This is a genomic window from Marinagarivorans cellulosilyticus (genome assembly GCF_021655555.1).
GTDB classification, from domain to species: Bacteria; Pseudomonadota; Gammaproteobacteria; order Pseudomonadales; family Cellvibrionaceae; genus Marinagarivorans; species Marinagarivorans cellulosilyticus.
In genome coordinates, this window is record NZ_AP023086.1 from 1497389 (window position 1) to 1522411 (window position 25023).

The 25023-nt window shown below is 47.4% G+C and carries 18 protein-coding genes; 8 read left to right on the forward strand and 10 right to left on the reverse strand.

Translation table 11 applies throughout. From position 1 onward, the window contains the following. Nucleotides 1–75: 75 nt before the first annotated feature. From MARGE09_RS06030 to MARGE09_RS06040, 3 genes are read right to left on the reverse strand one after another with little or no spacing between them, the layout of a single operon-like run. Nucleotides 76–2508, reverse strand: a complete 2433-nt coding sequence (locus tag MARGE09_RS06030; RefSeq protein WP_236986445.1) for a transglutaminase TgpA family protein — start codon at nt 2506–2508, stop codon at nt 76–78. Continuing rightward, a complete protein-coding gene (locus MARGE09_RS06035) occupies nt 2498–3742 on the reverse strand; it encodes a DUF58 domain-containing protein (RefSeq protein WP_236986446.1) in 1245 nt (414 codons plus the stop codon). Before MARGE09_RS06035 ends, MARGE09_RS06030 begins: the two co-directional genes overlap by 11 nt. Then, nucleotides 3729–4712, reverse strand: a complete 984-nt coding sequence (locus MARGE09_RS06040) for an AAA family ATPase (protein ID WP_236986447.1) — start codon at nt 4710–4712, stop codon at nt 3729–3731. The genes MARGE09_RS06035 and MARGE09_RS06040 overlap by 14 nt, the downstream gene beginning before the upstream one ends. A 391-nt stretch (nt 4713–5103) precedes the next feature. Between MARGE09_RS06040 and MARGE09_RS06045 the strand changes: the two genes are divergently transcribed. From MARGE09_RS06045 to MARGE09_RS06060, 4 genes are all read left to right on the forward strand, one after another. After that, nucleotides 5104–6372, forward strand: a complete 1269-nt coding sequence (locus MARGE09_RS06045) for an NAD(P)/FAD-dependent oxidoreductase (protein WP_236986448.1) — start codon at nt 5104–5106, stop codon at nt 6370–6372. 80 nt (nt 6373–6452) lie between these two features. Then, on the forward strand, nt 6453–9134 hold the full coding sequence (locus MARGE09_RS06050) for a nitrate reductase (protein WP_236986449.1): 2682 nt from the start codon (nt 6453–6455) through the stop codon (nt 9132–9134). A gap of 333 nt (nt 9135–9467) precedes the next feature. Continuing rightward, nucleotides 9468–10073: a PaaI family thioesterase gene (locus MARGE09_RS06055; protein ID WP_236986450.1), complete on the forward strand. Its 606-nt coding sequence runs from the start codon at nt 9468–9470 to the stop codon at nt 10071–10073. Between the two features lie 53 nt (nt 10074–10126). Then, nucleotides 10127–11029 carry an SAM-dependent methyltransferase gene (locus MARGE09_RS06060; protein WP_236986451.1) on the forward strand — a complete coding sequence of 301 codons (903 nt, stop codon included), beginning with the start codon at nt 10127–10129 and terminating at the stop codon, nt 11027–11029. Nucleotides 11030–11062: 33 nt separating this feature from the next. Here MARGE09_RS06060 and MARGE09_RS06065 read toward each other — a convergent pair whose 3' ends face one another. From MARGE09_RS06065 to MARGE09_RS06090, 6 genes are all read right to left on the reverse strand, one after another. Next, nucleotides 11063–12262, reverse strand: a complete 1200-nt coding sequence (locus tag MARGE09_RS06065; protein ID WP_236986452.1) for a GGDEF domain-containing protein — start codon at nt 12260–12262, stop codon at nt 11063–11065. A 264-nt stretch (nt 12263–12526) separates the two neighbouring features. Further along, complete coding sequence (locus MARGE09_RS06070) at nt 12527–13051, reverse strand: DUF2937 family protein (RefSeq protein ID WP_236986453.1); 525 nt, start codon at nt 13049–13051, stop codon at nt 12527–12529. A gap of 3 nt (nt 13052–13054) precedes the next feature. Next, nucleotides 13055–13522, reverse strand: coding sequence for a hypothetical protein (locus tag MARGE09_RS06075; protein WP_236986454.1), 468 nt, complete (start codon nt 13520–13522; stop codon nt 13055–13057). A gap of 29 nt (nt 13523–13551) precedes the next feature. Further along, nucleotides 13552–15315 (reverse strand): type IV pilus assembly ATPase TfpB, encoded by a 1764-nt coding sequence (gene tfpB / locus MARGE09_RS06080; RefSeq protein WP_236986455.1) that lies wholly within the window; start codon nt 15313–15315, stop codon nt 13552–13554. A gap of 293 nt (nt 15316–15608) precedes the next feature. Next, the gene (locus tag MARGE09_RS06085; RefSeq protein WP_236986456.1) at nt 15609–16274 is read right to left on the reverse strand and encodes a thiol:disulfide interchange protein DsbA/DsbL; all 666 of its coding nucleotides are present in this window, start codon (nt 16272–16274) and stop codon (nt 15609–15611) included. A gap of 182 nt (nt 16275–16456) precedes the next feature. Beyond that, nucleotides 16457–17113 carry a c-type cytochrome gene (locus MARGE09_RS06090; RefSeq protein WP_338040746.1) on the reverse strand — a complete coding sequence of 219 codons (657 nt, stop codon included), beginning with the start codon at nt 17111–17113 and terminating at the stop codon, nt 16457–16459. A gap of 209 nt (nt 17114–17322) precedes the next feature. On the opposite strand from MARGE09_RS06090, the gene yihA reads away from it, so the two are divergent. Next, nucleotides 17323–18006, forward strand: coding sequence for a ribosome biogenesis GTP-binding protein YihA/YsxC (yihA, locus tag MARGE09_RS06095; protein WP_236986457.1), 684 nt, complete (start codon nt 17323–17325; stop codon nt 18004–18006). 1 nt (nt 18007) lies between these two features. On the opposite strand, the gene pip is transcribed toward yihA, so the two are convergent. After that, nucleotides 18008–18979: a prolyl aminopeptidase gene (gene pip, locus MARGE09_RS06100; RefSeq protein WP_236986458.1), complete on the reverse strand. Its 972-nt coding sequence runs from the start codon at nt 18977–18979 to the stop codon at nt 18008–18010. A 490-nt stretch (nt 18980–19469) separates the two neighbouring features. On the opposite strand from pip, the gene MARGE09_RS06105 reads away from it, so the two are divergent. From MARGE09_RS06105 to MARGE09_RS06115, 3 genes are all read left to right on the forward strand, one after another. Further along, a complete protein-coding gene (locus MARGE09_RS06105; RefSeq protein ID WP_236986459.1) occupies nt 19470–22589 on the forward strand; it encodes a TonB-dependent receptor in 3120 nt (1039 codons plus the stop codon). A gap of 99 nt (nt 22590–22688) precedes the next feature. After that, entirely contained in the window at nt 22689–23405 is a 717-nt protein-coding gene (locus MARGE09_RS06110) for a SapC family protein (RefSeq protein ID WP_236986460.1), read from the forward strand. 37 nt (nt 23406–23442) lie between these two features. Then, entirely contained in the window at nt 23443–24945 is a 1503-nt protein-coding gene (locus MARGE09_RS06115) for a tryptophan halogenase family protein (RefSeq protein WP_236986461.1), read from the forward strand. Nucleotides 24946–25023 lie beyond the last annotated feature (78 nt).

A 25023-nucleotide genomic window follows, 5' to 3' on the forward strand; every position in this document is an offset into this window, starting at 1 on the left:
AAAGTATGCCTTATTCTAGCTGATATTCCCTGGCTTCGGTGTTGGGGCAGGTCACAAATTGTACTGCTGGTCGGCTTAGTGGGCGGTGGTGAGTGTTTGCCTCAGCAGCTGCGCCAACAGTTGCAACAATTGCTGGCGGTGCTCTGGGCTTAAAGGTTTGTCGGTGTAGTAATACTGGTTGAATAACCCGGCTGCCTGTTGGCGTTGCTCGCTGGATAAATGGCTGCGCGCCACAAACGCCATAAAGCGCTCGATGGTTAAACCAGGCTCTGGGTATTCGGCTAAGTTATTGAGCGCTTTGTGCAGCCAGTGTAGGTGTTGCTTAATTGTGAGGGTATGGCCTTTATCTAAGCGGTAAAGCAGGTAGCGGTTTTGCAAGGCGCCGCCGTGTTTTTGCCATAAGCGGTAAGCGACTATTGCCAGTAGTGTTAATGCTAGCCATAACCACCAAAGCTTAACAATGGCTAACTTTGCTGTGGCTAAAGCGACTGTCACAATTAGCGTTAGGCTATACCATGTTGATCGCATCAAGCCGGCAAAGCTAAAGGCTTGATTGCCGCCGGTTTCTTGTTCTGCGCGCTCTAATTCACGAATGTATTGTTGGATTTTTTCGGCGGTAACGCCACTGTTGTGCTCCGGCGTGGTAGGCATGGGGTAGTAGGCGGTAGGTTCTAGCAGCATCCAGCCGCGATCATCCACATAGGCTTCTACCCATGCGTGGCCATCCAGTGCGCGCACTTCGTAGTAGCCGGTTAGCGGGTTTTGGTTATGGGCGAGCAAGCCTGTGACCACACGGGCAGGAATACCTAGAGTGCGCAGCATAATCGTCAGTGCGCTGGCAAAGTATTCACAGTGGCCTTTGCGCGTTTCGAATAAAAAGTTGGCTAAAGGGGTGACATTTTGCGAGTTAAAAATGGACTCGAAGTCGTAATCGTATTGCGTGCGCAAGAAGGTTTCTAATGCGATAGCCTGCAGCTGTTGGGGCTGTGGGCCGGTTTTATGGCCTGCGTTGTCGCGTGCGAGCGTATAAATGCGCGGGTCGAGGGTAGCTGGCAGGGTAAGGTAATTCGCCAATGCGGCTAAACGTTGTTGTTGAGCGTGTTGTTGGTTTTCGTCCAATAATTTTTGGGCCTCGGCATTTGCGGCGGTTACCCCTTGGGTTTTGGCGGTTAATGTACTGAATAGCCTGCCATCGCGGGTCAGTAAGTGCGCTTGTGCACCGTAAACCGTGCCGGCTTGCAAAGGCCCTGGCGCAAACCATTGACCAAAGGCATCGCGGGCAATAACGGTAGCAGGAAAGTCTAGCTCCGTAAGCCGTTCGGCAAAGGGAATATTGCTGCGCATGGGGCGTTCGATGTGTACTTGGTAGTCCACAATTATGTTCTGCCCGTTATTGGCGGCCGTTAAACTTGAGTGCTCGGCTTCGTAATGGCCGCGCTTAAGGCGTTTTTTATTAAGCTGCTGCTTGGATTGAGACCAGCGCTCGCCATCGAATTGGTCGAAGACACGTGCTTTTAAATACAGGGGGAGGTCGCTTTTAACGCGCGCGATAATGGCGTTGCTAAAGCGCGAAGATTGGCTGTCGGGGTTTTGTACCGAAAAGCTCTCGTCAAAGCCATCGTATTGATAACTGTCGTCGGCCATAGGTTGGCGAGGCTTTTGCGGCTGGGCATTGGCATTGTCACTGGCATTGTCACTGGTGTTGTCACTGATGTTGCCACTGGTGTTTTGTGGCGTTTGCGCTTTGGCGTTATCGTTGTTACTTGGCTGGCTATCGGCTTCTTGCTCCCAGCTAGGGTTCTCGTAAAAATGGTCCGAACCGCCGGCGTGTGCACCAATATTCCCAGCCGGAAAGCGCGGCATAAATAAATAGATCAGTAGCGCTAGCGCGAGTGTTGTACCGGCGAGCTGGGCGTTGTGCTTGAATGGCGGCAAGCTGCCATGCGCGCTATCTTTTTGCTGCGATAAGTTTTGTTCTTGCGGTAAATTGTGTTGCAGTAAGTTGTGTTGCGTGGGCGTTAAGGTGAGGTAAATGGCTTTGAGCGTAAATGCCGCCGCTAGCCCAAAGCCCGCCATAAACCACAAATAATGGCCTGTTTTAGCATCGGCAGCGCCGGCTAATAAGCAGACAAAACCAATAATAATGGCGCTATAAATACGGTTATTGTGGTCGGCGCGAATATTCATCGCTAGCTGCGCCACTATTAATAACGCCATTAATGCAGTTAATAAATCTGCGCTCAATAGCAGGCCTAAAAATACTGCAATACCCACCCCGGCAATGGCTTCGGCGATTTTGTGGCGCTGCTCTAGGCTATCAATTGTTGCGCCAAGGCTGAACCACATTAAACAAGCGGTTGCTAAACTCAGTGCCAGCCCAAAGGTGTTGTAGTGCAGCCATAAAAAACCAGCTAGCCCTATGGCGATGCACGCACTGCACAGCAGCTTTAAGCTTGCACTTAGAGGCTTTAGTTGGGGCTCTTGTGTGGTTGCTTGGCTATTTGTCATTAAACAGCCGCTCGAGATTATCGCTGGCGCGAATGGGGATCATGACGTGATTGCCTTGCACGCTGGCGCTTTGCGAGCGCGCCCGCATTAGCGGCTTTAAATAGCTTTGGCTATCGAATATACATTGCCAATGTTTTTGTTGTTGCGGCGGGCTGCTGGTTATTGGCGCTAAGGCAAAACTTATGGCAATGCTGGCACGCGAATGTTCTGCGAGAGCTTGTTCTACGCGCAGGGCATAGTATTCAGCTTGCTGTGGCTGTGGGGTGAGTTCTGCCAGTTGTTGGTAAAAATCGGTGAGCTGCTGGCTACTGGTTATTTTGCCGTTGCAGGCGCCGGTATATACCGTGTTAAAGCCCTGGCGTAAGGCGTAATCGGCCAATGATGCCGCCAGGCTTAAGCTGTGCTCTAAAGCGTTGCGCTCGCCTTCGCCAATATTTAATGCATCGGCATTATTAATAACCAGCAGTAAGCTAGGTTGCTCCAATTGCTCAAACTCTCGCACTTTGATATCGCCGCGCCTAGCACTGGCGCGCCAATCTATGCGGCGGTATTGGTCGCCATAGCGATAATCGCGCAAGCCTAAAAATAGGTCGTCGCCGTGTTGCTGCTGCCTAGGGTAAGCATCGCATTGGTTGGCGCCATTTAGCCAAAGTGAAGGCAGTGTTCGAATAGAAATAAGCCTGGGGTAAACAGTTTGGGTGGTGGCCTGAGCCGAGATGGTTTTGGATAAATGAAATAGGCCAAACGGGTAGGCGCACTGAGCATCAATATGGCTTAGCTGTATGTGGCCGCGCTGACGGGTCGGGGTTTGGTAAATAATAGTATCGGCTTGCGGGCCAATCGCTTGGGCGTAAGCGATTTGGTGGTTGTCTTCCTCTATTGCGGGGTTCGTGCTTGCGTTGTGCGCTAGTTTTAGCGTTATCCCGTAAACAGTTTTTTTGGCCTGTACGCGTAGCGCAATGGTTTGATCGCTGCCGGCATGCACAGGGGGGATCGTTAAAAAGCGCGCCTGCAGGCGGGCGAGGTAAACCCAAGGCACAATGGCTGATAACGTAATTGTAGCCAGTAGCATGGCAACTACACCATAAAGCAGTGCTAAGCCACGGTTCCACGCAATAAAGCACAGCACCAATAGCAGTAGGCACACGATATACCGCAACTGGGCGACGCGATAAAAGCGTTGCTGCCAGTGCTCGGGGATTGCTAAGTGGCTGGGGTTATTATTGTGCGGCATGGGGTGGGTTTGATTCGGCGGCGGTTTCGGCGTTGGCGACTCCCGGCACGGGGATGCTATTCAATAAATGTGTGACTAACGAATGGCTTTGAGCAGGGCTTTGTTGGCCGCGCGTAATTAACCGGTGACTAAGGATGGCCGGTGCAACAGTTTGGACGTGTTCCGGCGTTACAAAGCCTTGGCCTTGCAAGTACGCGTGCGCACGTGCAGCTTGCATTAAGGCAATGGCCGCGCGTGGGCTGGCACCAAGGCGGATATCCTTGTGATTACGTGTCCCCTCAATGATGGCGACAATATAGCGCTGCACTTCAGTATTGAGGCTAACGTTCAAACAACTTTGCTGCCAGTTGATTAGCTGCTCTTTGGTGATAAGTGCTTGCGCGGCTTCTATAGGTTCTTGCTTTTGGTGGCTTTGCAAGAGAGTAAGCGCTTGCTCCGTGCTGGGGTAGCCCAGTGTTAGGCGCATAAAAAACCGGTCGAGCTGGGCTTCTGGCAGTGCGAAAGTGCCGGCGAACTCGATGGGGTTTTGGGTGGCTATCACCATAAAGGGTTTGGGGAGGCCGGCTGTTTTACGGTCGATAGTGACATTGCCCTCCGCCATGGCTTCTAAAAAAGCGGATTGCGTTCGCGGCGAAGCGCGATTGATTTCATCGACTAATAAAAGGTTGGTAAACACCGGCCCTGGCAAGAACTTAAAGTCTTGCGTATTGGGTTGATAAATGTTGCCGCCAAGCACATCGCTGGGCATTAGGTCTGGCGTGCATTGAATGCGCTTAAAACTCAGCGATAGACTTTTGGCCAGCGCCTTCGCGAGTGTTGTTTTGCCCAAGCCTGGCACATCTTCTAATAGCACATGACCAGAGCACAGTAAGGCTACCAGCAGCTGGTCGATAACATTGTCGTGCCCAAGGTAAATCGATTGTAGCTGTTGCTTAAGTGGCGCGATCTCGGCGGTAATAGAAAAGCTCATGGCGTGTCCTGGTCGATAAGTGGGCCGGGGTGGATTGGTACATGCAGGTTTCGAATATAGCGCGAGCAATACCTACGCGTCATCCCCTTAGGTTATTTAACGTGCCAAGCGCATGGCGCATGCGCCAATGGCGCTGTCTTGCTTTAATCATCGATAGCCGGCCCACTTCTTGCTTTGGCTAGGTACCTGCGTGTAGCCCCTTAGATCTTGAAGCTAAAGCCCACTGCTAGTGCGTAAATGCGCGCAAATAGCTTGTTTTCTGAGGTTTGAATGCACGCGCACTATATTTTTGGCACCAAGTTGGCGCTCTTTTGCACCAGTTTAATGCTTTAAGTAAATCCAAACTGACTTTAATAGGCGCGGTTAACGCCTAAATTAACTCGGCAGAACTATGAATAACAATCAAGCGTCGACACAGCAAAAACTCCTTATCGTGGGCAATGGCATGGCGGCGGGGCGAATGGTTGATGAGCTAATAGCGCGCGACCCTCATCGTTTTTCAATTACAGTGATTGGCGACGAGCCACACGGCAGCTACAACCGCATTATGTTATCGCCAGTACTTTCTGGTGAGTCCACAGCGCTGAGCATTATTCAAAAACCAGCTGCTTGGTATGCTGAAAATGGCATGCGCTTTTTGGCGGGGGTGAAAGTTGTTCGCATTAATCGAGCGCAAAAGACAGTGGACTGCGATAATGGCGAGCAGGTTGAATACGATCATTTAATAATGGCAACGGGCTCTCGGCCTGCGCGTATTCCTGCCAAAAACCAAGACCTTACCGGTGTAATGGCTTTTCGTACCCTCGATGATGTCGATACAATTTTAGCGCTCGGCGAAACAGCAAAGCATGCCATTGTTATAGGTGGTGGTTTGCTGGGGTTGGAAGCTGCTTATGGCATGGCCGTGAGAGGTATTGATGTCACCTTGGTTCACCGCAGCGGCTGGTTATTGAATCGCCAGTTAGATAGCGCCTCTGGGGCGTTGCTCGAACAGGTGATGGCGCACAAGGGCGTGCGTTTTCGCTTAAGCCGTGAAGTGGTTTCTTTTAATGGTAATCGCCGAGTTGAAAGTGCCACGTTAACCGGGGGCGAGACATTGCCGTGCGATATCGCCGTTATTGCTACAGGCATCACCCCAAATGCAGAGTTGGGGTTTGAGGCTGGGCTTGAAGGGAAGCGGGGTATAGAGGTTAACGACTACTTAGCCACCAGCGACCCTGCGATTAGCGCAATAGGCGAGTGCTCCGAGCATAACGGTGAAACTTTTGGTTTAGTGGAGCCCATTTGGCAGCACTGTACCAGCTTGGCCGATCGTCTCGCATTAAACGTGCGCACTGCGTACAAAAATATGCCGGTTGCGACAAAATTAAAAGTTTCTGGCGTGCAGGTATTTTCAGCCGGCGATTGGTTGACGACTGACCAGCACCGTGAAGTGGTTTATCAAGATGTTGCGCGTAATATTTACCGCAAGTTGCTGTTAAAAAATAATCGCATTGTTGGCATTGTATTTTTTGGCGATGTGCGTGATGGCCAGTACTTCTTCGAATTAATGGAGCACGGCGTTGTTGTTACTCAGGCGTTGCCACAATTGTTGATGGGGCGCGCATTCTGCAGCGAGGTGCCCCAAGCCGCAGCAAGTAAAGAGGTTGCCGCGGCTTAATCAGCCGTGACTTAAGTCTTTTATCTATTTCATTTAAAGCTGCTTGCTTGCGGCTTAATAAGGTTTTACCAGGATTGTTTATGTCGTCATTAATTGCCACCGCAAGTGCCGCCGAGCAACAGCAAACACATCAAACAACGTGTTGTTACTGCGGTGTGGGTTGCGGAGTGACTGCAACAATTGAGAACAATGCCGTAGTAGCGGTAAAAGGCCGAGACGATCACCCCGCTAACTTCGGCCGTTTATGTGTTAAAGGGTCTTCTTTACATCAAACGCAACATTCCCCAGACCGGCTATTAAAACCGCGTTTGCACGGTAATGATGTGAGTTGGGATGAAGCGTTAGATTACAGCGCGAAAAAGTTTAACGATATTATTGCCGAGCACGGTCCAGATGCCGTTGCTTTTTATTTGAGTGGTCAACTATTAACCGAAGATTACTACATTGCCAATAAATTAATTAAGGGATTTATTGGCACTGCTAATGTAGATACCAATAGCCGGTTGTGTATGGCCAGTGCTGTAGTGGCCCATAAGCGCGCATTTGGTAATGATGCTGTGCCCGGTTGTTATGAAGACCTAGAAAAAACAGACGTACTGATTTTGGTGGGCTCCAACGCCGCCTATGCTCACCCTGTAACTTTTCAGCGCATTGTTAAGGCAAAGCAAGAACGCCCACAGATGAAAGTGGTGGTTCTTGATCCGCGGCGTACGCCAACCTGCGATATTGCCGATATTCATATTCCCTTGGCGCCGGGCAGTGATGCTTACTTTTTTAATGGCTTATTAAGTTATTTGGCGAGTCATAATCACTTAGATCAAAACTATATCGAACAATTCACCGAAGGGTTTGAGGCGGCATTAGAAATTGCGCAAACTCAAAGTGGTAGTGTGCAGGCGGTGGCGCAAGTGTGCGACGTAGCAGCGCCTTTAATCGAGCAGGTGTTCGCGCTATTTGCTAAAAACGAAAAAGTGGTAACGGTATTTTCCCAAGGGATTAATCAATCCTCATCAGGAGTGGATAAAGGTAATGCCATAATTAATTGCCATTTAGCGACAGGAAAAATCGGTAAAGAAGGCGCCACACCATTTTCGATTACAGGCCAACCCAATGCTATGGGCGGCAGAGAAGTTGGCGGTTTAGCTAATCAGCTGGCTGCGCATATGGGGTTTGATAAGCAAGACGATATCGATAGGGTAGCCAACTTTTGGCAGGCGACCAACATGGCGCAAAAAGAAGGCTTAAAAGCGGTCGATATGTTTAAAGCTGTAGACGAGGGCAAAATTAAAGCTATTTGGATTATGGCGACCAACCCCGTTGTAAGCATGCCCGACGCCGACTTTGTAAAGCGCGCATTAGAAAAGTGTGATTTAGTGATGGTTAGCGAAGCCATTGCTGATACCGATACGGCTAAAACGGCCGATGTTTTATTGCCTGCAACAACGTGGAGTGAGAAGCATGGCACCGTAACGAATTCAGAGCGTTGTATTTCTTTGCAAAAAGGCTTTTTACCGCCGCCAGGCGAGGCGAAACACGACTGGGATATTATGGCGATATTCGCTCGCAAAATGGGCTTTTCCGAAGGTTTTAATTACGTCCATCAAGCAGAAATATTTCGCGAGCATGCAGCGTTATCGGCATTAGATAACCCGCGTGCGCGTGCATTTGATATCTCAGCCATGGCCGATATCAGCAACGATCAATACGATGCGCTAGAGCCAATTCAATGGCCAGTAACAGCGCAGGAACCTAAAGGAACTAAGCGTTTATTTTCTGATGGTTATTATTTTACGCCATCGTCTAAGGCAAAGTTTATCGCGATTACAGCGCGCCTCCCCGTACAGCCGCCTAAAAGCGATGAAGTAATCATGAACACTGGGCGGATTCGCGATCAATGGCATACCATGTCGCGCACCGGCACATCGGCAAACTTATTAAGCCATACAGAAGAGCCTTATATTGATATTCACCCGGATGATGCCAAGCGCTTAGCGCTCGCTGAAAATGAGCTTGTAGAATTATCTAATCGTGGTGCTCGTTATTTAGGGCGCGTAAAAATTAATACTGCCCAGCGTATTGGTGAGGTGTTTGCGCCTATGCACTGGAATAATAAATATGCGGCTAGTTCGCGTGCCGATGCCTTAGTTAACCCTTTTACCGACCCCATTTGTGGCCAGCCGGAGTTTAAACACAGCCCCGTTAAAATACGCCCGCATGCCACAACTTGGACAGGCTTTTTGGTGACCACAAAAGATTTGCAGCCGGCTTGTGATTACTGGGCCAAAATGACCAGTGATATTGGTTATCGTTATCGCCTAGCTGGCGTGGATGTTGTGGATTACTCGACGTGGTTAAAACAACAATACCCAGAAGTTACCGATTGGCAGGAATTGACCGATAGCGAGCAACAACACTATCGCGCGGCCGGTTATTGTAACAATGCGCTAGTGGTCGTTTTTAATGCAGAGCAAGGCAAGGCTATGCCGCAAGAGGGGCGCTGGTTAGATAAGCAATTGGGGGGCGAACTTGATGACGTTACCCGATATGCGATTCTTGCTGGGAACGAAGGTAACGGTGGTGCTGATGATGGCGCCATTATTTGCTCTTGTTATCAAATTGGTGAGAACGTGATTAAAGAGGCCATAGTGGCCGGTTGTCATTCGGCGCAAGCGCTGGGCGAGACACTCAAGTGTGGCACTAATTGTGGTTCGTGTATTCCAGAATTGAACGCATTAATTCAGCAGATAGAGGCATCGGTGTAATATTTAAGCATACATAAGCTTTGCCGGTGGCGCATGGGAGGATATCCCATGCGCCATTTTTTTTGCCTGTCCAAAATGGCGCATGGCGCAAAATACATTCATAGATGGATTTCGGTGTCACTACCACCAAAAAAATGCCGTCTTTTTGGCTAAAAGTAAAAAAATAAATATAAAAAATTGCGCACGCCAAAATTTATTACTAATAGTTTAAGTGTCATTAGCATTTTTAATGAATGGATTCGCATCGCTCGGCAGTAAAGTTTTTAGTAAAACGCTAAGAATATCGAGTGACATTCGGCATGAGGCCATAGGCTATCTACGAGGTATTGTGACATGAAGCTGGTTAGTTGTTTTCCTGATTTTTCAATGCTCGCCATTTTGAGTGAGCGCCTTTTTAAGCAGTGCTTCCCTTCTACGCTACGTGATCGTATTTCGCCTCCTGAGCTGGGTGATGAATTAATTCCGCCTGGCGTTAAATCTAGCGTCTTCAATGGCTTTGTAACTTCGGGTAACAATAGTAACGGCTTAAAGCTTAAGATTCATCACGATAAAAACGGTGGTGTTTCTTGTTGTTGGCAAGTTGGTCGTGCTTTTGAAGGGTATCCAGAAACATTACATGGCGGAGTCAGCTTCGCTATTTTAGATGAGCTTTTAGCGTATTCGGTCTTCGATCGTTATAGAACTTTCGCTGTGACACTGTCTAGTAAAACCCAGTGGTTGGGCCGTATTAAAGTCGATACAGAAATATCAGCAAGAGCAACCGTAGTTAGAAAATTTTGGCGATTTGTAAGAGTGGAGGGAAAAATCTTTAATAACAAAGGGCGCGTGGTGGTGAAGATGTACAGCACATTTTATATTCCAACTAAAAAGGAGTTTAAAAAAATAATGAACCTTTCGGTAATGCCGTCTGAATCGCTGCCTTATTGCGGTACAGATTAGCGATCATTAATAAATCTAAAAATAAAAAACGATTAATAAAAAAGGGGTTAGTTATGCAAAGCTGCTTAGTAGATATTCTAGAAGAAGCACCTGTAGAGGCAAGGGATCTTTATCAGCAATATAGCTTGGATGAAGAGATTAACCGAATTGCTTATCACTATGAGGTTGAACCGGAGTTTTTCCGTATTGTAACTGGTGGCGAGTGGAATAATTATTCGTGCTCCATGTGGGAGGAAGGTTTTACGCTGACTCAGGCACAGGAGAAAAAGCTCGATGAATTTGCCCGCATGATGGGGTTGAAGAAAGGAATGCGGATTCTGGATGTAGGGTGTGGCTGGGGTGGCCCTTTGGTGTACCTGTGTAAGAAATATGGTGTGGAAGGTCATGGCATTACTATTTCCCCCATGGCAATACCGATTGCCGAAGAGCGCGCTAAAAAACATAATGTTAATGCAACATTTGAAGTGGTTCATTGGAAAAACCTTCGCGCCCAAGAACAGTTTGATTGTGTTTACAGTGATGAAGTCGTTGTGCACTTTAATGATTTGGGCGGATTCTTTAAAAAGGCGCACCAGTTATTAAAGCCTGGCGGCATGATGGTAAATAAAGAATTACATTTTCGACATTCGAAGCACAAGCACGCAATGGATAAGCTAAGCCAGCACATTAATAAGGTTTATGCCTACACCGGAAATTATAGAACCTTGAGTGATGAGCTGAAATTGGTTGACAGTAATGACTTCCAGTTGGAAGAAGTGTTAGATATTCCCATTTCAGATTATAAAAAGACAATATCAAATTGCTGGTTGAAACAGCTAAACGATAACCGCTCTAAATTGGAACGTATGACGAATAAAAAGCATGTGCAAGACTTTAAGCTATACCTTAAAGGCATTTGCCGAATATTCTCAGCGGATGTATTTGGTTTGCATATTGTTGCGTCTCGCAAAGCTTGACCGTATGAAATGGGGGCTTTAATTAGCCCCTTTTTAATAGCTCGCTAATGCGACTTGATTGGTGCCATTTTCTTTGGCGTTTTTAAGGGCTTTGTCTGCTTTTTTAAAGCTATGTTCAAAGTTGTTGTGCATGTCTATGCGGCTAATGCCAAAGCTCAAGGTTAACTGGGGGATGGGCTTTCCGCCAACGCGAAAGGTGTGAATGCTAAACGCCTTGCGTAGCCTATCGCAATGCACAAATATATCCTGTCGCGTGCCGCCAGCGCTAAACAATAAAAATTGCTCGTTACCCCATCGGCCTAATTCTTCGTCGCCTGTTAGGTGAGCTTTAATTACATCAACGGCATCCGTTAATACTTGGTCGCAGGCTTGGTGCCCGTATTTATCGGTGATGCTTTTAAAATTGTCAATATCGAATAAGCAAATCCAGTAGTGTGTCAATGCTTCTGAATTCAGTAGCGTATAAGCAAATGTTTCGATGCCCCGTCTGTTGAGAGCCTGTGTTGTTGGGTCTATTTGAGCCGAGGTTTTGAGGGAGTCATATTCATATTTTAATAAGCGCAACGAATTCGAGACTTGATCTTTTTCGCGTCGCATACGTAGCGAGTGAGCGATAGCTTCGGCAATAATAAAAAGTATCCAAAAAATGATAATGCTTCGGTAAAGATCTTTTGCTGCTAGCCATTTTCCGCGAGCCATGATGCGTTTGGGGCTTAAGGTGTGAGTGCCTCTAGGGCTAGTACTGGGAATATGAAGTATCATCTCCATCACGTTATTAAATGCTGGTCGAGTATTTTCCCTGCGAATATTATTTTCGGTGACCCACCAATCTGAAATGTTCAATAGTGAAAAGTCAATAAAAATGGGAGCGTTAAACTCGTCGGCTTCAATATAGGCTTCGGCCTGCTTGGCTTTGCGAAGTTCTTTATTTTGATTGAGTTCGAATTCTACATTGCGTAAAGCAAAGCGAATGCGCTCTGCTTCGCCGCTGTAGTCAAACTCGATATGAAGCCCGTCGTATTGGCTTAAGTCGACGCCGATAATGCCGACATTATCATCTTGGTCATTAGAGGCTTGAGGTATTTTGATCTGATCATAAAACTTTATTGCCAAGCCGCAAAATGGATAATTTGCCCCGTCGCGTAACTGGCACTTGGCCGTAAAGTTGTTTGGCTCTTGCCATGTGATGCTGCTATTCCCGTTGTCCCACTCATCGCTATATATGTTAATCATTGTTGACGGCTGCGGATGTAGTACTAACTTTCTGTCGGGTACGAAGGGGTACACCGCTAAAATAAGCAGCGTTATCACTATAGCGCTAAGCCGAAGATTTTTGAATGTAGTTGGCGGCATGGTCGTGGGCATTTTTTCGAGTAGGGCGCACTATTGCATCTAAGGCTGAGGAAGTAAAGATGTTGATATACGCGCCACACCTATAATAGTGCATGCGTTGCGCGAGTGACGAGTAATACTGCTTTTGTGATCGAATAAACCACCTTACGAGGTGGGATCTGACAGCCTGCGAGAATGCCGTTTGCGTTTAACGTGACGTACAATTTTAACGGGGCTAGCCATAACTAAGTTAAAAAATAAGGCGGCTAGAGCGCAAAGGAAAAGGTATTGTGGGGACAGCGGAATGCCGGGTTCGAAGTGGGTGATTACTCGTTGCAGGGTGTCATAACGAGTTGGGTTTAGCATGTACGATGTTTTGCGCCACAATGAACCGCTATTGAAAATACCAATACCTTCTGTAAGCATTTCGTAGCGCTCAAGCAATAACAGTTTGTTGTTAGCATCTTGTTGTACGGATGGCAGGTTACTTCTTTGGTGTGCAGCAATTAGCGCGTAAGCATCTGAGTAATTATTTTTTTGCGCCAATTCTTGAAGTTGCTGAACTTCTATTTGGGTGGCGTCGTAATAGCCGGAGATATATTGCTTGTAGTGGTCGGCCAGTAGTGGCAGTTGAAAAAAAGCGAGCAGTGCTGCAGCAAAGACAATCTTATCTATAATGCCGCTAATCACCTTTTACTCCTGAGTTTGCATGGCGGTGTCATTAGCGTAGTTATCGCTGTTCCAGCGCAGTTGTTGTGCATGTTGTTCGGTAAATAATTGTGCGATTTCGGTATACTTTTTTTCGCTGATAAAATTCAGTACAACGTGGGTGTAAAGGTAGGCGCTTACAAACATTTCTCCTGGGTGATTTATGGTGTCGTCGCGTAATTCAGCAAAAATATGGCGATAAACTGCAAGGCGCGTTTCCAGCATTTTTGTTTTGTCCGTTAGGTTGCGAAACATAAATGCGTGCATTACGCCGAGTGCGGTAAAAGCATCTCTGTCTTTTGCTAGCTCAGAGGGATCGTCTTCACTAACGAATGTTCCGAAGTAACGCTCTTTTTTAAGGAGTGTGGCGGCAGCTAACGCATCCAGTATTTCTTTTTCCCAGTGCTTGGATTTGCGAGGTAGTTTTTTTTGAAGGGGTGCTGCTTGGGTCATTCGTAGTGCCTTAAAAATTGAAATCTGTTTTAGGTGTATTTTTGTACTGGTGGCGCAACGCGTAGAACCTCTTCTAGGGTTGTTAGGCCTTTGGCAATTTTTTGCGCGCCAGACAGGCGCAAGGTTCGCATCCCTTCGCGCATCGCTTGTTGGCGTAACTCATTGAGGTCTGTAACTTCTGAAATAGTATTGCCTAAGCTTTCGCTCATGCGCAGTATTTCGTAAATGCCTTGCCGCCCGATATAGCCAGTGTTACGGCATTCGAGGCAGCCTGTGGCCTTATAAACTTTTTGGGGTTTAGCGACCTTCCAGGGTTTTACCAGTGAGTCCCAATCGGCTTGGGATATGTGGTCGGGTTCTTTACAGTGGGGGCACAATGTGCGAACCAAGCGCTGCGCCATAATGCCAAGGATGCTGGACTTTAATAAATAAGACGGAACGCCTAGATCTAATAAGCGCGATATTGACGTAGGTGAGTCGTTGGTGTGTAGCGTGCTAAGCACGAGGTGGCCTGTAAGCGAAGCTTGAACAGCCATTTGGGCGGTTTCTAAATCACGAATCTCACCGACCATAATAATATCGGGGTCTTGACGCATTAATGTGCGGATGCCGGCAGCAAAGTCTAGCCCAATGTTGTGTTGAACTTGGGTTTGATTAAAAGCCTCTTCCACCATTTCTATTGGGTCTTCAATGGTGCTTACATTGACTTCGTCGGTCGCCAATGTTTTAAGCGTTGAATAAAGTGTGGTGGTTTTACCTGAGCCTGTTGGGCCTGTGACCAATACAATACCGTGGGGATGATCGATCATGTCCTTCCAGCGCTGGTAATCGTCGCCGCCTAAGCCTAGGTCGTCAAAGGTGCGCAGGAGCACGTCGGGGTCAAAAATCCGCATAACAAGCTTTTCACCAAATGCGGTGGGTAGGGTTGATAGGCGCAATTCGGCTTCGGTGCCGTCGGGAGTTTTTGTTTTAATGCGGCCATCTTGAGGTTTACGTTTTTCGGCGACATTCATGCGCCCTAAAATTTTAATACGGCTGGTGATCGCTGTCGCAACGTTAGCGGGAAATTCGTAAATTTGATGAAGGACACCATCGATGCGAAAGCGCATGCGGGCCACTTCGCGGCGAGGCTCTATGTGTATGTCGCTCGCGCGCTGATCAAAAGCGTATTGTAATAGCCAGTCAACAATGTTGACGATATGTTGGTCGTTAGCTTCTGGGTCCTTCATGCTGCCGAGTTCGAGCAGCTGTTCGAAGTTGGTGACGTTGCTTGCGGCTTTTGTGCCGCCTTTTGCTCCGCTGATTGACTTGGCCAGTGAGTAAAACTCAACGCGGTAGCGCGCAATATCCGACGGCAACGATAGTACGCGTTTAATGCGGCGCTGGCTGGTTTGCATAAGCTGCTCTACCCAGCTTTCTACAAATGGCTGTCCCACAGCTACGGTTAGTTCGTCGGCAGTAATTTTGACGCACAACAGATCGTGACGTTTAGCAAATTGGTAGCTCATAACGCCAGCAAGGTCGGCGACTTGTAGTTTCATGGGGTCGATATGAAAAACTTGAAGAGCGCTTTTATCCGCGAGCCAAGCGGTAATGGCCATTTCGTCTAGCTTTTTACCTGGTCGGGTCAGGTCATCAAGTGCTTGGCTGGCAACGTAGCTCACAGGGTGCATTGCCGTTTGTTCTGGCGTACGGCTGGTGCCTAGCAAGTGATTCATTGCTTCCATATCAATGCGACCATCTTGTTGTAGGTCGGTCAGTATATTGCGTAGGTCGAGCGTGCGGTCTACCACGTGAAGCCTCTTACTCTTTTATGGAGCTATAAGTGTAACGCCTCAAGCGGATATTCGGTATGGCTGAGGCTGTGACGATGTTCTTTAATTGAGTGTAGTTGTTGTGGCTGTGGGCTGTTGCCCATTTGCGGCCGTGCTCGCACTTTTTATTTTGGACCAGTTTGCGAATGGCCGAGGTTGTGGTTGTGCGGGAGTTGAGCGTTGCTTGCTGGGGGAGGGCGTTGCTTACAAAGCTGGCAGAATTAAAGGCATAAAAAAACCCGCAAAAGCGGGTTTTTTTATGATGCTAGTGATTACTTGCGTAGTTTTTCGACGAGATAATCGACAACTTCTAGCATTTCTTTTTGGCCGCCCGCTTTTGTTGCGTTAACAAGGTAGTAGTCGGCTACGACCATCTCGGGTGTGCTAGTGATTTTATATTGGCGCTGACGGTCGTCGGCTTGTTTAACTTGGCCAGCAACTGCAAAGGAGTTCATTACGCCCACAAAGTTTTTGCCATCAAAACCGGCTTTATCCACAACGCTTGCAATTTCTGCTTCGTCAATTAACGTCTTGCGCTCTTTGTGCATGGCGTCAAAGAATGCATGGTGCAGCTTGTCGAGACCTTGAACGGCTTTAGCGGCATAGTAGAGTTTGGCGTGTGTCCACATTAAGTCTTGCGGGGTGCCAGGGCGGCGCTGTTTCCACATGGCTGGCGATTGAGTGAAGTTAACGTATTCAGGTGCTTTTTTGGCCCAAGGCACAATTAGGCTTTCGAACTTGTAGCAGTGACCACAGCCATACCAAAAAACTTCAGTGACATTAATTTTGTTTGTTTTCTTTGGTTTGGTTGCACCGGCAATCACGCTGTAATGTGTGCCTTCTTCAAATGTTTTGGCGGGTTTAGCTGGTGTTGCGGTGTCTTCTGCACAGGCAAAAAGCGGCAGTGCTAAGCCAAGAATAAGTGCTGCAATACGCATGGGTATTCCCCTTAATTGTTTTGTTGGTATTAAACGCCGCCGTTGGAGCCTTAGGTAGCATTAAAAGTTCCGTAGTTGTGTACAAAGAACGTCAATGCTGCTGGCGTACAGGTTTAATGTGCGGTCAAGTGTAATGCCGTTTAGATGACTAGCAGCTTAATAGGCTGCTAGTCGCGCGGGATTTAGTGTAAACCAGCAATATAATTTGCAATAGCGGTAATTTCGGCATCGGTCATGCGCTCGGCAATGCTGCGCATTATTTTGGCTTCACCATCGTTGGTGCGCTCGCCGGCCCTAAAGGCTTTGAGCTGCTTGATAACGTAGTCGGAGTGTTGGCCGCTAAGGCGAGGGTAGCCAGCAGGGGAGTTGCCTTGCCCGCGAGGAGAGTGACAGCCCGAGCATGCAGGGATGCCAGCTTCTTTGTTACCCGCGCGATAGAGTTTTGTGCCTAAAGCTAGCGCATCTACTTCTTCACCCGAGTTAACGAGAACTTTCATCTCTTTAGAGCCTGAAAGTTGAGTCGTCTTGCTGTTGAAATAGGCGGCGATATCGGCGAGGTCTTGGTCGCTCAAGTAAGTGAGCAGGCCAGTCATTTCAACGACTGGGCGGGCGCCGCTTTTGATTTCTTGCAGCTGTTTGAGCAGGTATTTTTCCCCCAGCCCAGCCAGTTTGGGGTAGATGGCCATGGGGCTGTTTCCATCTTGCCCGTGGCATGCGGCACAGACTGCGGTAAGTGCTTGGCCTTTTGCGGCGTCGCCACCAGCATTGGCTAAGGGTGCCAAGGTCGAACTAAGTGTTACGCTAAGCGCAACCGCCATGGGGCTGAAGAGTTTGTTCATGCTTATTCCGAGGGTTAGATCCGTAGGTTAAGTTTTAAAGTCGTTAAGTATTGTAAATCGTCGCACTGTTTACCATAGCAGCTTGATTCTTGTGCTGCGCTAAATCAAAAAGTGAATTGTTGGTTAAAATGGCGGGCTTTGATGGCCCTCAGCGCTTTGCGGTGGCATTATATACACCCCTTCGATAGAACTCACCTTTTGTGGACACCATGTCTGTAGCTATAAACTTCCGTAGAGCTGAATACCTGATCAGTGCTCAAACTTTTGCCCAGTGTCCTTCTGAAGAAGGCGCTGAAGTTGCCTTTGCTGGGCGCTCTAATGCTGGCAAGTCCAGCGCCATTAACCGTTTGACGGACAATGGCAAGCTTGCGCGAACCAGTAAAACGCCCGGGCGCACGCAGCTGTTAAACTTTTTTAGCTTAGGTACGGCTACCTTACGGCTGGTGGATTTACCCGGTTATGGCTATGCAAAAGTCCCATTAGCTAAGAAAAATGAATGGCAAAGGCATTTATCGGAGTATTTGCAAAAGCGCAAAAGCTTGATGGGGCTGGTTTTGCTAATGGATATTCGCCATCCGTTGCGTGACTTTGACATGATGATGTTGAGTTGGGCTGCCGAAATGGGTATGCCTGTACACATACTTCTAACCAAGTCTGACAAGCTTAAACGCGGCGCGGCAAAAACATCACTGCTGGAGGTGCGCAAGTACCTCACCACGGAAAACTTAACGGATCTTGTCAGTGTACAGCTGTTTTCGGCCAGTAATGGTGATGGGGTGAGTGAGCTAGAGGGCGTTATGCGCGATTGGCTGCTGCCCGCACAGGATGGTAGCTCGGGTGGTGAAGTCGAGCCTTACCCCGATTTACCACCGAACCTGCCTGAAGAAGATTGATCTAACCTTGCAGATCTCCCTCGCCTGAAAGCTGCTCGGCCATATCGTTAGTTGCTTTGACGAGTGCATCGCAAATAGAGGGCTCGTGTGACGAGTGGCCTGCATCCCTAATGATGTGTAGCTCTGCGCTAGGCCAAGCATTGTGAAGGGTTGTTGCCCCATCAAGTGGGCAAACCATATCGTAGCGCCCGTGAATGATTATGCCTGGAATATTCGCAAGCTTATCGGCATCGCGGATAATTTGATCAGGCTCAATAAACGCTTTATTCACAAAGTAGTGCGCTTCTATGCGGGCGAGTGATACCGCCATGTGGGGCTCAGAAAACTGATGGACCACGTCTGGATTGGGCCTAAGCGTTGCGCAGCGCCCCTCCCACTGAGCCCAAGCTTTAGCGGCGCCCATTTTAGCCAGTTCGTTAGCTCCTGTTAGCCGTCGATAGTATGCGCTAATCATCTCTGTGCGCTCGGTATCGGGGATTGGGCTTAAATAATCCTCCCAGTAGTCGGGGAAGATGCGATCAGCTCCGCTTTGGTAAAACCACTCCAAGTCTTTATCGCGGCACAAGAATATGCCGCGCAGGATCATCCCTTGTACGCGTTCTGGGTATGCCTGTGCGTAAAGTAGTGCCAGTGTAGAGCCCCAAGATCCGCCAAAGAGTAGCCATTTATCGACTTTCAAATGCTCGCGTATTTTTTCTATGTCGGCAATTAAGTGGCCGGTAGTATTGTCGTTAAGGCTGGCGTGGGGTTTCGATTGCCCGGCTCCGCGTTGGTCGAATAAGATAATGCGATACTTATCGGGGTCGAAAAAACGGCGGTCGAAAGAGCTTGTGCCAGCCCCAGGCCCGCCATGTATAAATAGAACAGGGATACCCTGTGGGTCACCGCTTTCCTCTATGTAAAGAGTGTGGGTGTCGTCAACTTGCAATGAGTAGCTTTTATTGGTGCGGATTTCTGGATACAGGCACTGCATGCGGTTCTCCCCTTAAAAGGCCTGTTAAAGAGATTAGGCTACCCAGCTTTATTAAACAAGGCTTTGCTTGATCAGAAAATGGCCATTAAGCGCTAGTGCTAAAATGCAATTTTTTGCGCCGAGTGTGCGGTATTGCAAAAGTTCAAATGAATCTGATGTCATTGCAAAATATCCTGCGCCTAGCAGTTGTGCAACGAGATTGAATGTACTAAGGTGTTGCGAATTTTGTGAAGCACACACAATTTGTAGGCTTAACAAAACTAACAACAATAATTTTAATAAAAACGCTTTACGATGTACCTAAGCGTTCGCTTATGGTTTCTAACCAGCGCTAGGAATTTGATTTGTATGTTTTTTGTACAGGATAAGTTTCTGGGTTGTTTTTTAATCGGTGGTGTCGGCGTAAGCCATCATCATTAGTTTTAAAACCGTTCTATACAAATTAAAAAATGAACGGCATTGATAATTACATCAACCAATGGAGAGTCCTATGGGAAGCCCTCGTCAAATGTTTAAGAAAAAAGTTCTTGCGGCCAGCGTTGCTGCGTTAGCAAGTGTGAGTTACTCAGCTGTTGCACAAGACGGCGCTCCAGTAGAAGAAGTTCTTGTTACTGGTATCCGTGCCTCTCTTGAAAATGCAGTGAATATCAAGCGCGAAGCTAACGGTGTTGTTGATGCTATTTCTGCAGAAGACATCGGTAAAATGCCTGATTCTAACTTGGCTGAATCATTACAGCGTATTACTGGTATCTCTATTGATCGCACAAATGGCGAAGGCTCGAAAATCACCGCTCGTGGTTTTGGTCCTGGGTATAACATGGTAACCCTGAATGGTCGTCAATTATCATCTGCTTCAATCGGCGAGGGTGGTGATCTGGATAGCTCTCGTTCATTTGATATGAGCAATATTGCCTCTGAATCTGTGACTGGAGTACAGGTTTACAAGACCGGTAAGGCAAGCGTTCCTACCGGTGGTATTGGTGCAACTTTGAACCTTTCAACTGCGAAACCATTCGATTTTGACGGCTTTAAAGCTGCCGTTGGCGGTAAGGCCTTAATGGATCAAAGTAACGATATTGGCGATGATGTCACGCCAGAGCTTTCAGGCTTCGTTAGCTGGTCTAATGACGTATTTGGTGCATCACTATCGCTTGTTCATCAAGAGCGTGATAGCGCTCGCTCAGGCTATTTAAATAGTGGCTGGGGTGATAAGTTTGGCTATTACACTGGTGGTGATATATGGAACGGTGGTTACACCGACGACGCTAAAATATTAGGCGAGCCAAGCGTGTATGACGAGCGTGACCCTAGCACGTGGGAAGCGGCTACACGTCTCCAAGAGGCCAATTTCTTTCATACCGATACATCACGCAAGCGTGACAACGCCTTGCTGACTTTGCAATACCAGCCAACTGAAGATTTGGTAGCCACGCTTGATGTTCTAAGTGTAACAACCAAGACTCAATCGCAACGCTCAATTTTCTCTTTGTGGTTCTCTGATGGCGCATGGCCAGCGACTGCTGTGCAGTGGGACGAAAGCCCAATTAGTGATGCACCTCTTTATCTATGGCAGGCTAACCCGACAGGTGCTCCTCGCGATGTTTCACTGAGAAACTCGTTGTTTTCAGCCGAGAACAAGTTGGATGACATTGGCTTGAACTTGGCATATCAAGCAACTGATGAGTTGAGCTTTGTATTTGATGTTCACAAAGCTGAGTCAAGTGCAACTCCTTATAATGCACCAGGCTCAGAAGTTAATTTAGGTATCGGTGTCAACACCTTGCGCGGACAAGGCTTGGATATGAGTGGTGATCTCCCGCTTATTGCAAGTGTGGTAGATAATGGCGCTATCGCGAAGAGCGATGTGGGTTCGACTATTAGTCAGTTAGTGAATTCGCGTGCGTGGCAAGATGTTACAGAGGCTAAGGTTTCTGGTAAGTACGAGTTTGCTGAGTCGGGGTCTATTAACTTTGGTTTGAGCTCAATGAAAACTGAGTCGATTCAAAGGCAATCCGATATTGGTAATGCGACCATGCGGGGCGGTTGGAGTGTTGCTGCGCCTGGTGATATTGACCCTGGTTTGTTTGAGTTAATTAACTTTAATAGTTATTTTGATGATTATAATTCTGACTTGTCAGCTGGCGCTAAAGAATTCTTTGCTGATGCTGGCTACGGCGCTGAGCAAGCGACATCAAACATTACCGGTGTACGCGTCACTGATTTTGATGCAGTAGCACGGGCTATGTTTGCTGACGCGCCAGGCGGTGGTGTTCCCTACGAGGCCAATCCTGTTGACAGTACTGACCGTAAAATTGTTGAAAAGATAACGGCGGTTTATGTTGAGACTAATTTAACGGGCGAACTTGGCGGCATGGAGGTCGATGTGAATGCAGGTCTTCGTTATGAGTCTACCGATGTCGAGTCATACTCGCGCGTTCTTCCAAGGGCGATTACTTGGACCGCCGATAGAGACTTCAATAACACAGCCATCGGTGACCCTGCTACGACTCCTTATTCGGTTAGCAAGTTCCACTACAATAATTTCTTGCCTAGTATCGATTTCACTTTCCATATTAGTGAAGAATTGATTGCTCGTGCTTCAACCAGTAAAACAATTGGCCGTGCTCCATACGACCGCCTACAAATGGGGGCAGCTGGAGAGGCACCGTCAGGTGGACCTACGCTAGGTGGCGGTGGACCAGGCAGGGTTGGTAGCGGTAATGTTAAACTGAAGCCGAGTGTGTCAAATAACATTGATCTATCGGTCGAATATTACTTCGACGATACTAGCTATGCGTCAATTGGATTCTTTGAGAAGCGCGTACCTAACTGGATTGGTAATATAGAAGAAACACAAGTTTTCCCTGACACCTTGGATCCTTCAGCGGGCCCTCGTGCTGAAGCGGCTGTGGCTGCTTTAGAAGCTGCTGGTGTTCCCGTAACCGATCGAAACCTTTTCGAGCAAGTTGCGAGAATGAATGGCACTGATGCGGGCTGTGTTAACATAGAAAACTCTGGTCTTTGCGGAAGTGGCGGCATTGCATCGGGTGATGAGAACACTTATCTAGAATATAAGGATGGAGTAAATATTGTCTCCGTAGCAGATGACCCTGGTGTTGTTAATACCGTGGATTTGCCAACAAACTCTAAAGACTTTGCCTTAAGTGGTTGGGAGTTCGCGGGCCAATACTTCTTTGGTGATAGTGGTTTTGGTGTTCAAGCCAACTACACCGTTGTTAGTGGTGATGTAGGCTACGACGTTTATGCCGCTCCTGGTGCCGCGCAATTCGCGATAACGGGGCTTAGTGACACGGCTAACCTTATCGGTATCTTTGAGAACGACATGTTTCAAGCGCGCCTTGCGTATAACTGGCGAGATAAGTTCTTAAGTGATGCCAATGTGGGTGGTGGCGAGCCCGAGTTTACCGAAGATTACGGTCAAGTTGACTTCAGCTTTAGCTACTTAGTGACTGACAGCTTAACGTTAACATTTGAAGGCACTAACCTTTTAGCTGAAGACAAGAAGACCTATGGTCGCACTGAAAACCAAGTGAGGTACGTAGACATATTAGATTCTCGTTATGCGCTTTCTGCGCGTTACAATTTCTAATAAGTTGTAGTTGATGTTAGCAATTAAAAATGCCGCTCGATGAGCGGCATTTTTTTAGGTGGCTCATTTTTATTAATACGACAAAAAAACGAAAAGAAGATGAAAGATATTCAAGCATTAAGCTATGAGCAGCATGAAACCCTTGGTTATACCGAAAAATACGGCTCTGAATTCGGGCACCAAGTAGGGGCAGTGGTGATAATGCCCAACGAATTCTCTAAGGCTCAACGAGAATACCCAATTTTATTTCGCAAGGAAGCTGAAACTGGCCGTTTTTTGCCAGTGGCTTTGTTAGGCTTTGAGGAGCATGAAAACCTCTTTCTGCTGGAGGGGGAGGGCTGGAATGCGCGATATATTCCACTATCTGTGAGGCAGGGGCCTTTTCTTATAGGACTTCAGCAGCATGAGACTGAGCAGCGCCTTGCTATATACGCAGATCTGAATGACGCAAGAATTCAGAAGGGTGTAACGCCCGCTTTGTTTGATGCGGATGGCAAAGCTTCTAAGGCGCTCGAGAAAATACGGGGCGTGCTGTCAGAGCGCCATAAGGGCTCTGAATTTCTTGAGCCTATGGTAGAAGCTTTTTTAAAATACGATCTACTTGAGCGAGTTGCGCTTGAAATTGATTTGGCTAGTGGCACAACGGTAAAGTTTGATGCTGGCTATACGGTGCATATTGAAAAATTAGTGTCACTAGAAAGCACCGCTGTGGCTGAGTTGCATAAGTCTGGATTTTTATCACTTGCGTATAATGTTGCCGACTCAGTCAATAATATACAAGGCTTGATTGATATCAAGAATGCAAAGATGAAGTAAGTTAGCATGCTTCACATTGATTAATATGAGCGTAACTATGACCGAACACTCAGCAGCAAGCCCTATACGTAAAATTGTTATCGCGGGTGGAGGGACTTCAGGTTGGTTGGCAGCAGCAGCCATTTCCAAGGTATTTGGGAAGAACTTTGATATTACGTTGGTTGAGTCACCAGAGATAGGACGCATTGGTGTTGGGGAGGCGACTATCCCTACCTTACGGGTGTTTCATAAACTGCTGGGTATCAATGAGCGGGAGTTTATGGCGCATGTACAAGGAACGTTTAAATTAGGTATTGAGTTCAGAAACTGGGCTAACAAGGGGGATAAATATTTCCACTCTTTTGGAATTACAGGAAAAGAATGTTGGGCATGTCAGTTTCAACATTTTTGGCTTGCGGGAAAAAAATACGGTATAGATGTCCCTTTTGGCGACTACTGTCCTGAGTCGAAAGCTGCACGTTTAGATCGGTGTAGTGATGAAGATAGTGGGCTTAATTATGCTTATCATTTAGATGCAACTTTGTATGCAGATTTTCTGAAAAAATTCTCACAAAAGCATGGTGCAAATCATGTTGAAGGAATGATCGAAAAGGTTCTCATATCCCCTGAGAATGGATATATCAAATCCTTGTTGTTGAAAGATGGGCGGGAAATAGAAGGTGATTTATTTCTAGACTGTACTGGATTTAAAGCACTGCTTATCGATGGAGCTTTGAATACACCTTGGGTTCCTTATGGTCATTATCTTCCTTGTGATTCTGCGATTGCCTTACAAACAGAGCTAGTGCGCGACCCTAGGCCTTATACGCAATCGATAGCGCATGATTTTGGATGGCAGTGGCGTATACCACTTCAGCATAGAGCGGGAAATGGGCTTGTTTACTCCAGTCGGCACGTTTCAGATGATGAGGCAATGGCCACGTTGATGAAAAACTTGGAAGGAAGTCCCGTTACAGAGCCGCGAGTTATTAAGTATGTCACTGGTCGGCGGATCAATGCTTGGAGTAAAAACTGTATTGCTGTTGGGCTTACATCAAGCTTCATTGAGCCTCTTGAGTCCACGTCTATTCATTTGGCAATGTCTGCGATTTATCGCTTGATGAGATATTTTCCACAGAATGAAATTTCGATGTCAAATGTAGAGGAGTTTAATAGACAGTCAGCAGTGGAAACGGATCGTGCACGGGATTTTGTTATTATGCATTATCACCTCACCCAAAGGGCTGATACAGAATTTTGGCGCTATTGTAAAAATATGAAGATCCCTGAGGCCTTGGCCAATCGAGTGCAGTTGTTCAAAGATACAGCTGCGATAGCGCTGGAGGAGAAAGAATTGTTTTTAAATGACTCATGGGTGCAGGTGATGATGGGGCAGGGCGTATCGCCTAGCGCATATCACCCAATAGCTGACGTGATGGATGAAATGGAATTGAAAAACTTTTTAGGGTACTTAAGGGGTAATGTTAGCGAAAAAGTATCTGCAATGCCCAGCCATCAGCGGCTTATTAATCATTACTGCAAGGCGGCTATGCCAGCTTAAGGGGGCGTGGGTAACACTTTGATGCTAGCGAGTACTGCGTATTTTCACTTGCAGTAAAATCTCACTCAGGTTCATTGT

Bases quoted from the DNA above. Each gene is read 5' to 3' on its own strand.
- MARGE09_RS06090 (WP_338040746.1), bottom strand. From the start codon at position 17,113: ATGAACAAACTCTTCAGCCCCATGGCGGTTGCGCTTAGCGTAACACTT.
- MARGE09_RS06110 (WP_236986460.1), top strand. From the start codon at position 22,689: ATGAAAGATATTCAAGCATTAAGCTATGAGCAGCATGAAACCCTTGGT.
- MARGE09_RS06060 (WP_236986451.1), top strand. From the start codon at position 10,127: ATGCAAAGCTGCTTAGTAGATATTCTAGAAGAAGCACCTGTAGAGGCA.
- MARGE09_RS06085 (WP_236986456.1), bottom strand. From the start codon at position 16,274: ATGCGTATTGCAGCACTTATTCTTGGCTTAGCACTGCCGCTTTTTGCC.
- MARGE09_RS06045 (WP_236986448.1), top strand. From the start codon at position 5,104: ATGAATAACAATCAAGCGTCGACACAGCAAAAACTCCTTATCGTGGGC.
- MARGE09_RS06055 (WP_236986450.1), top strand. From the start codon at position 9,468: ATGAAGCTGGTTAGTTGTTTTCCTGATTTTTCAATGCTCGCCATTTTG.
- MARGE09_RS06105 (WP_236986459.1), top strand. From the start codon at position 19,470: ATGGGAAGCCCTCGTCAAATGTTTAAGAAAAAAGTTCTTGCGGCCAGC.
- MARGE09_RS06075 (WP_236986454.1), bottom strand. From the start codon at position 13,522: ATGACCCAAGCAGCACCCCTTCAAAAAAAACTACCTCGCAAATCCAAG.
- MARGE09_RS06115 (WP_236986461.1), top strand. From the start codon at position 23,443: ATGACCGAACACTCAGCAGCAAGCCCTATACGTAAAATTGTTATCGCG.
- MARGE09_RS06050 (WP_236986449.1), top strand. From the start codon at position 6,453: ATGTCGTCATTAATTGCCACCGCAAGTGCCGCCGAGCAACAGCAAACA.
- pip (WP_236986458.1), bottom strand. From the start codon at position 18,979: ATGCAGTGCCTGTATCCAGAAATCCGCACCAATAAAAGCTACTCATTG.
- MARGE09_RS06030 (WP_236986445.1), bottom strand. From the start codon at position 2,508: ATGACAAATAGCCAAGCAACCACACAAGAGCCCCAACTAAAGCCTCTA.
- MARGE09_RS06040 (WP_236986447.1), bottom strand. From the start codon at position 4,712: ATGAGCTTTTCTATTACCGCCGAGATCGCGCCACTTAAGCAACAGCTA.
- MARGE09_RS06035 (WP_236986446.1), bottom strand. From the start codon at position 3,742: ATGCCGCACAATAATAACCCCAGCCACTTAGCAATCCCCGAGCACTGG.
- MARGE09_RS06065 (WP_236986452.1), bottom strand. From the start codon at position 12,262: ATGATTAACATATATAGCGATGAGTGGGACAACGGGAATAGCAGCATC.
- yihA (WP_236986457.1), top strand. From the start codon at position 17,323: ATGTCTGTAGCTATAAACTTCCGTAGAGCTGAATACCTGATCAGTGCT.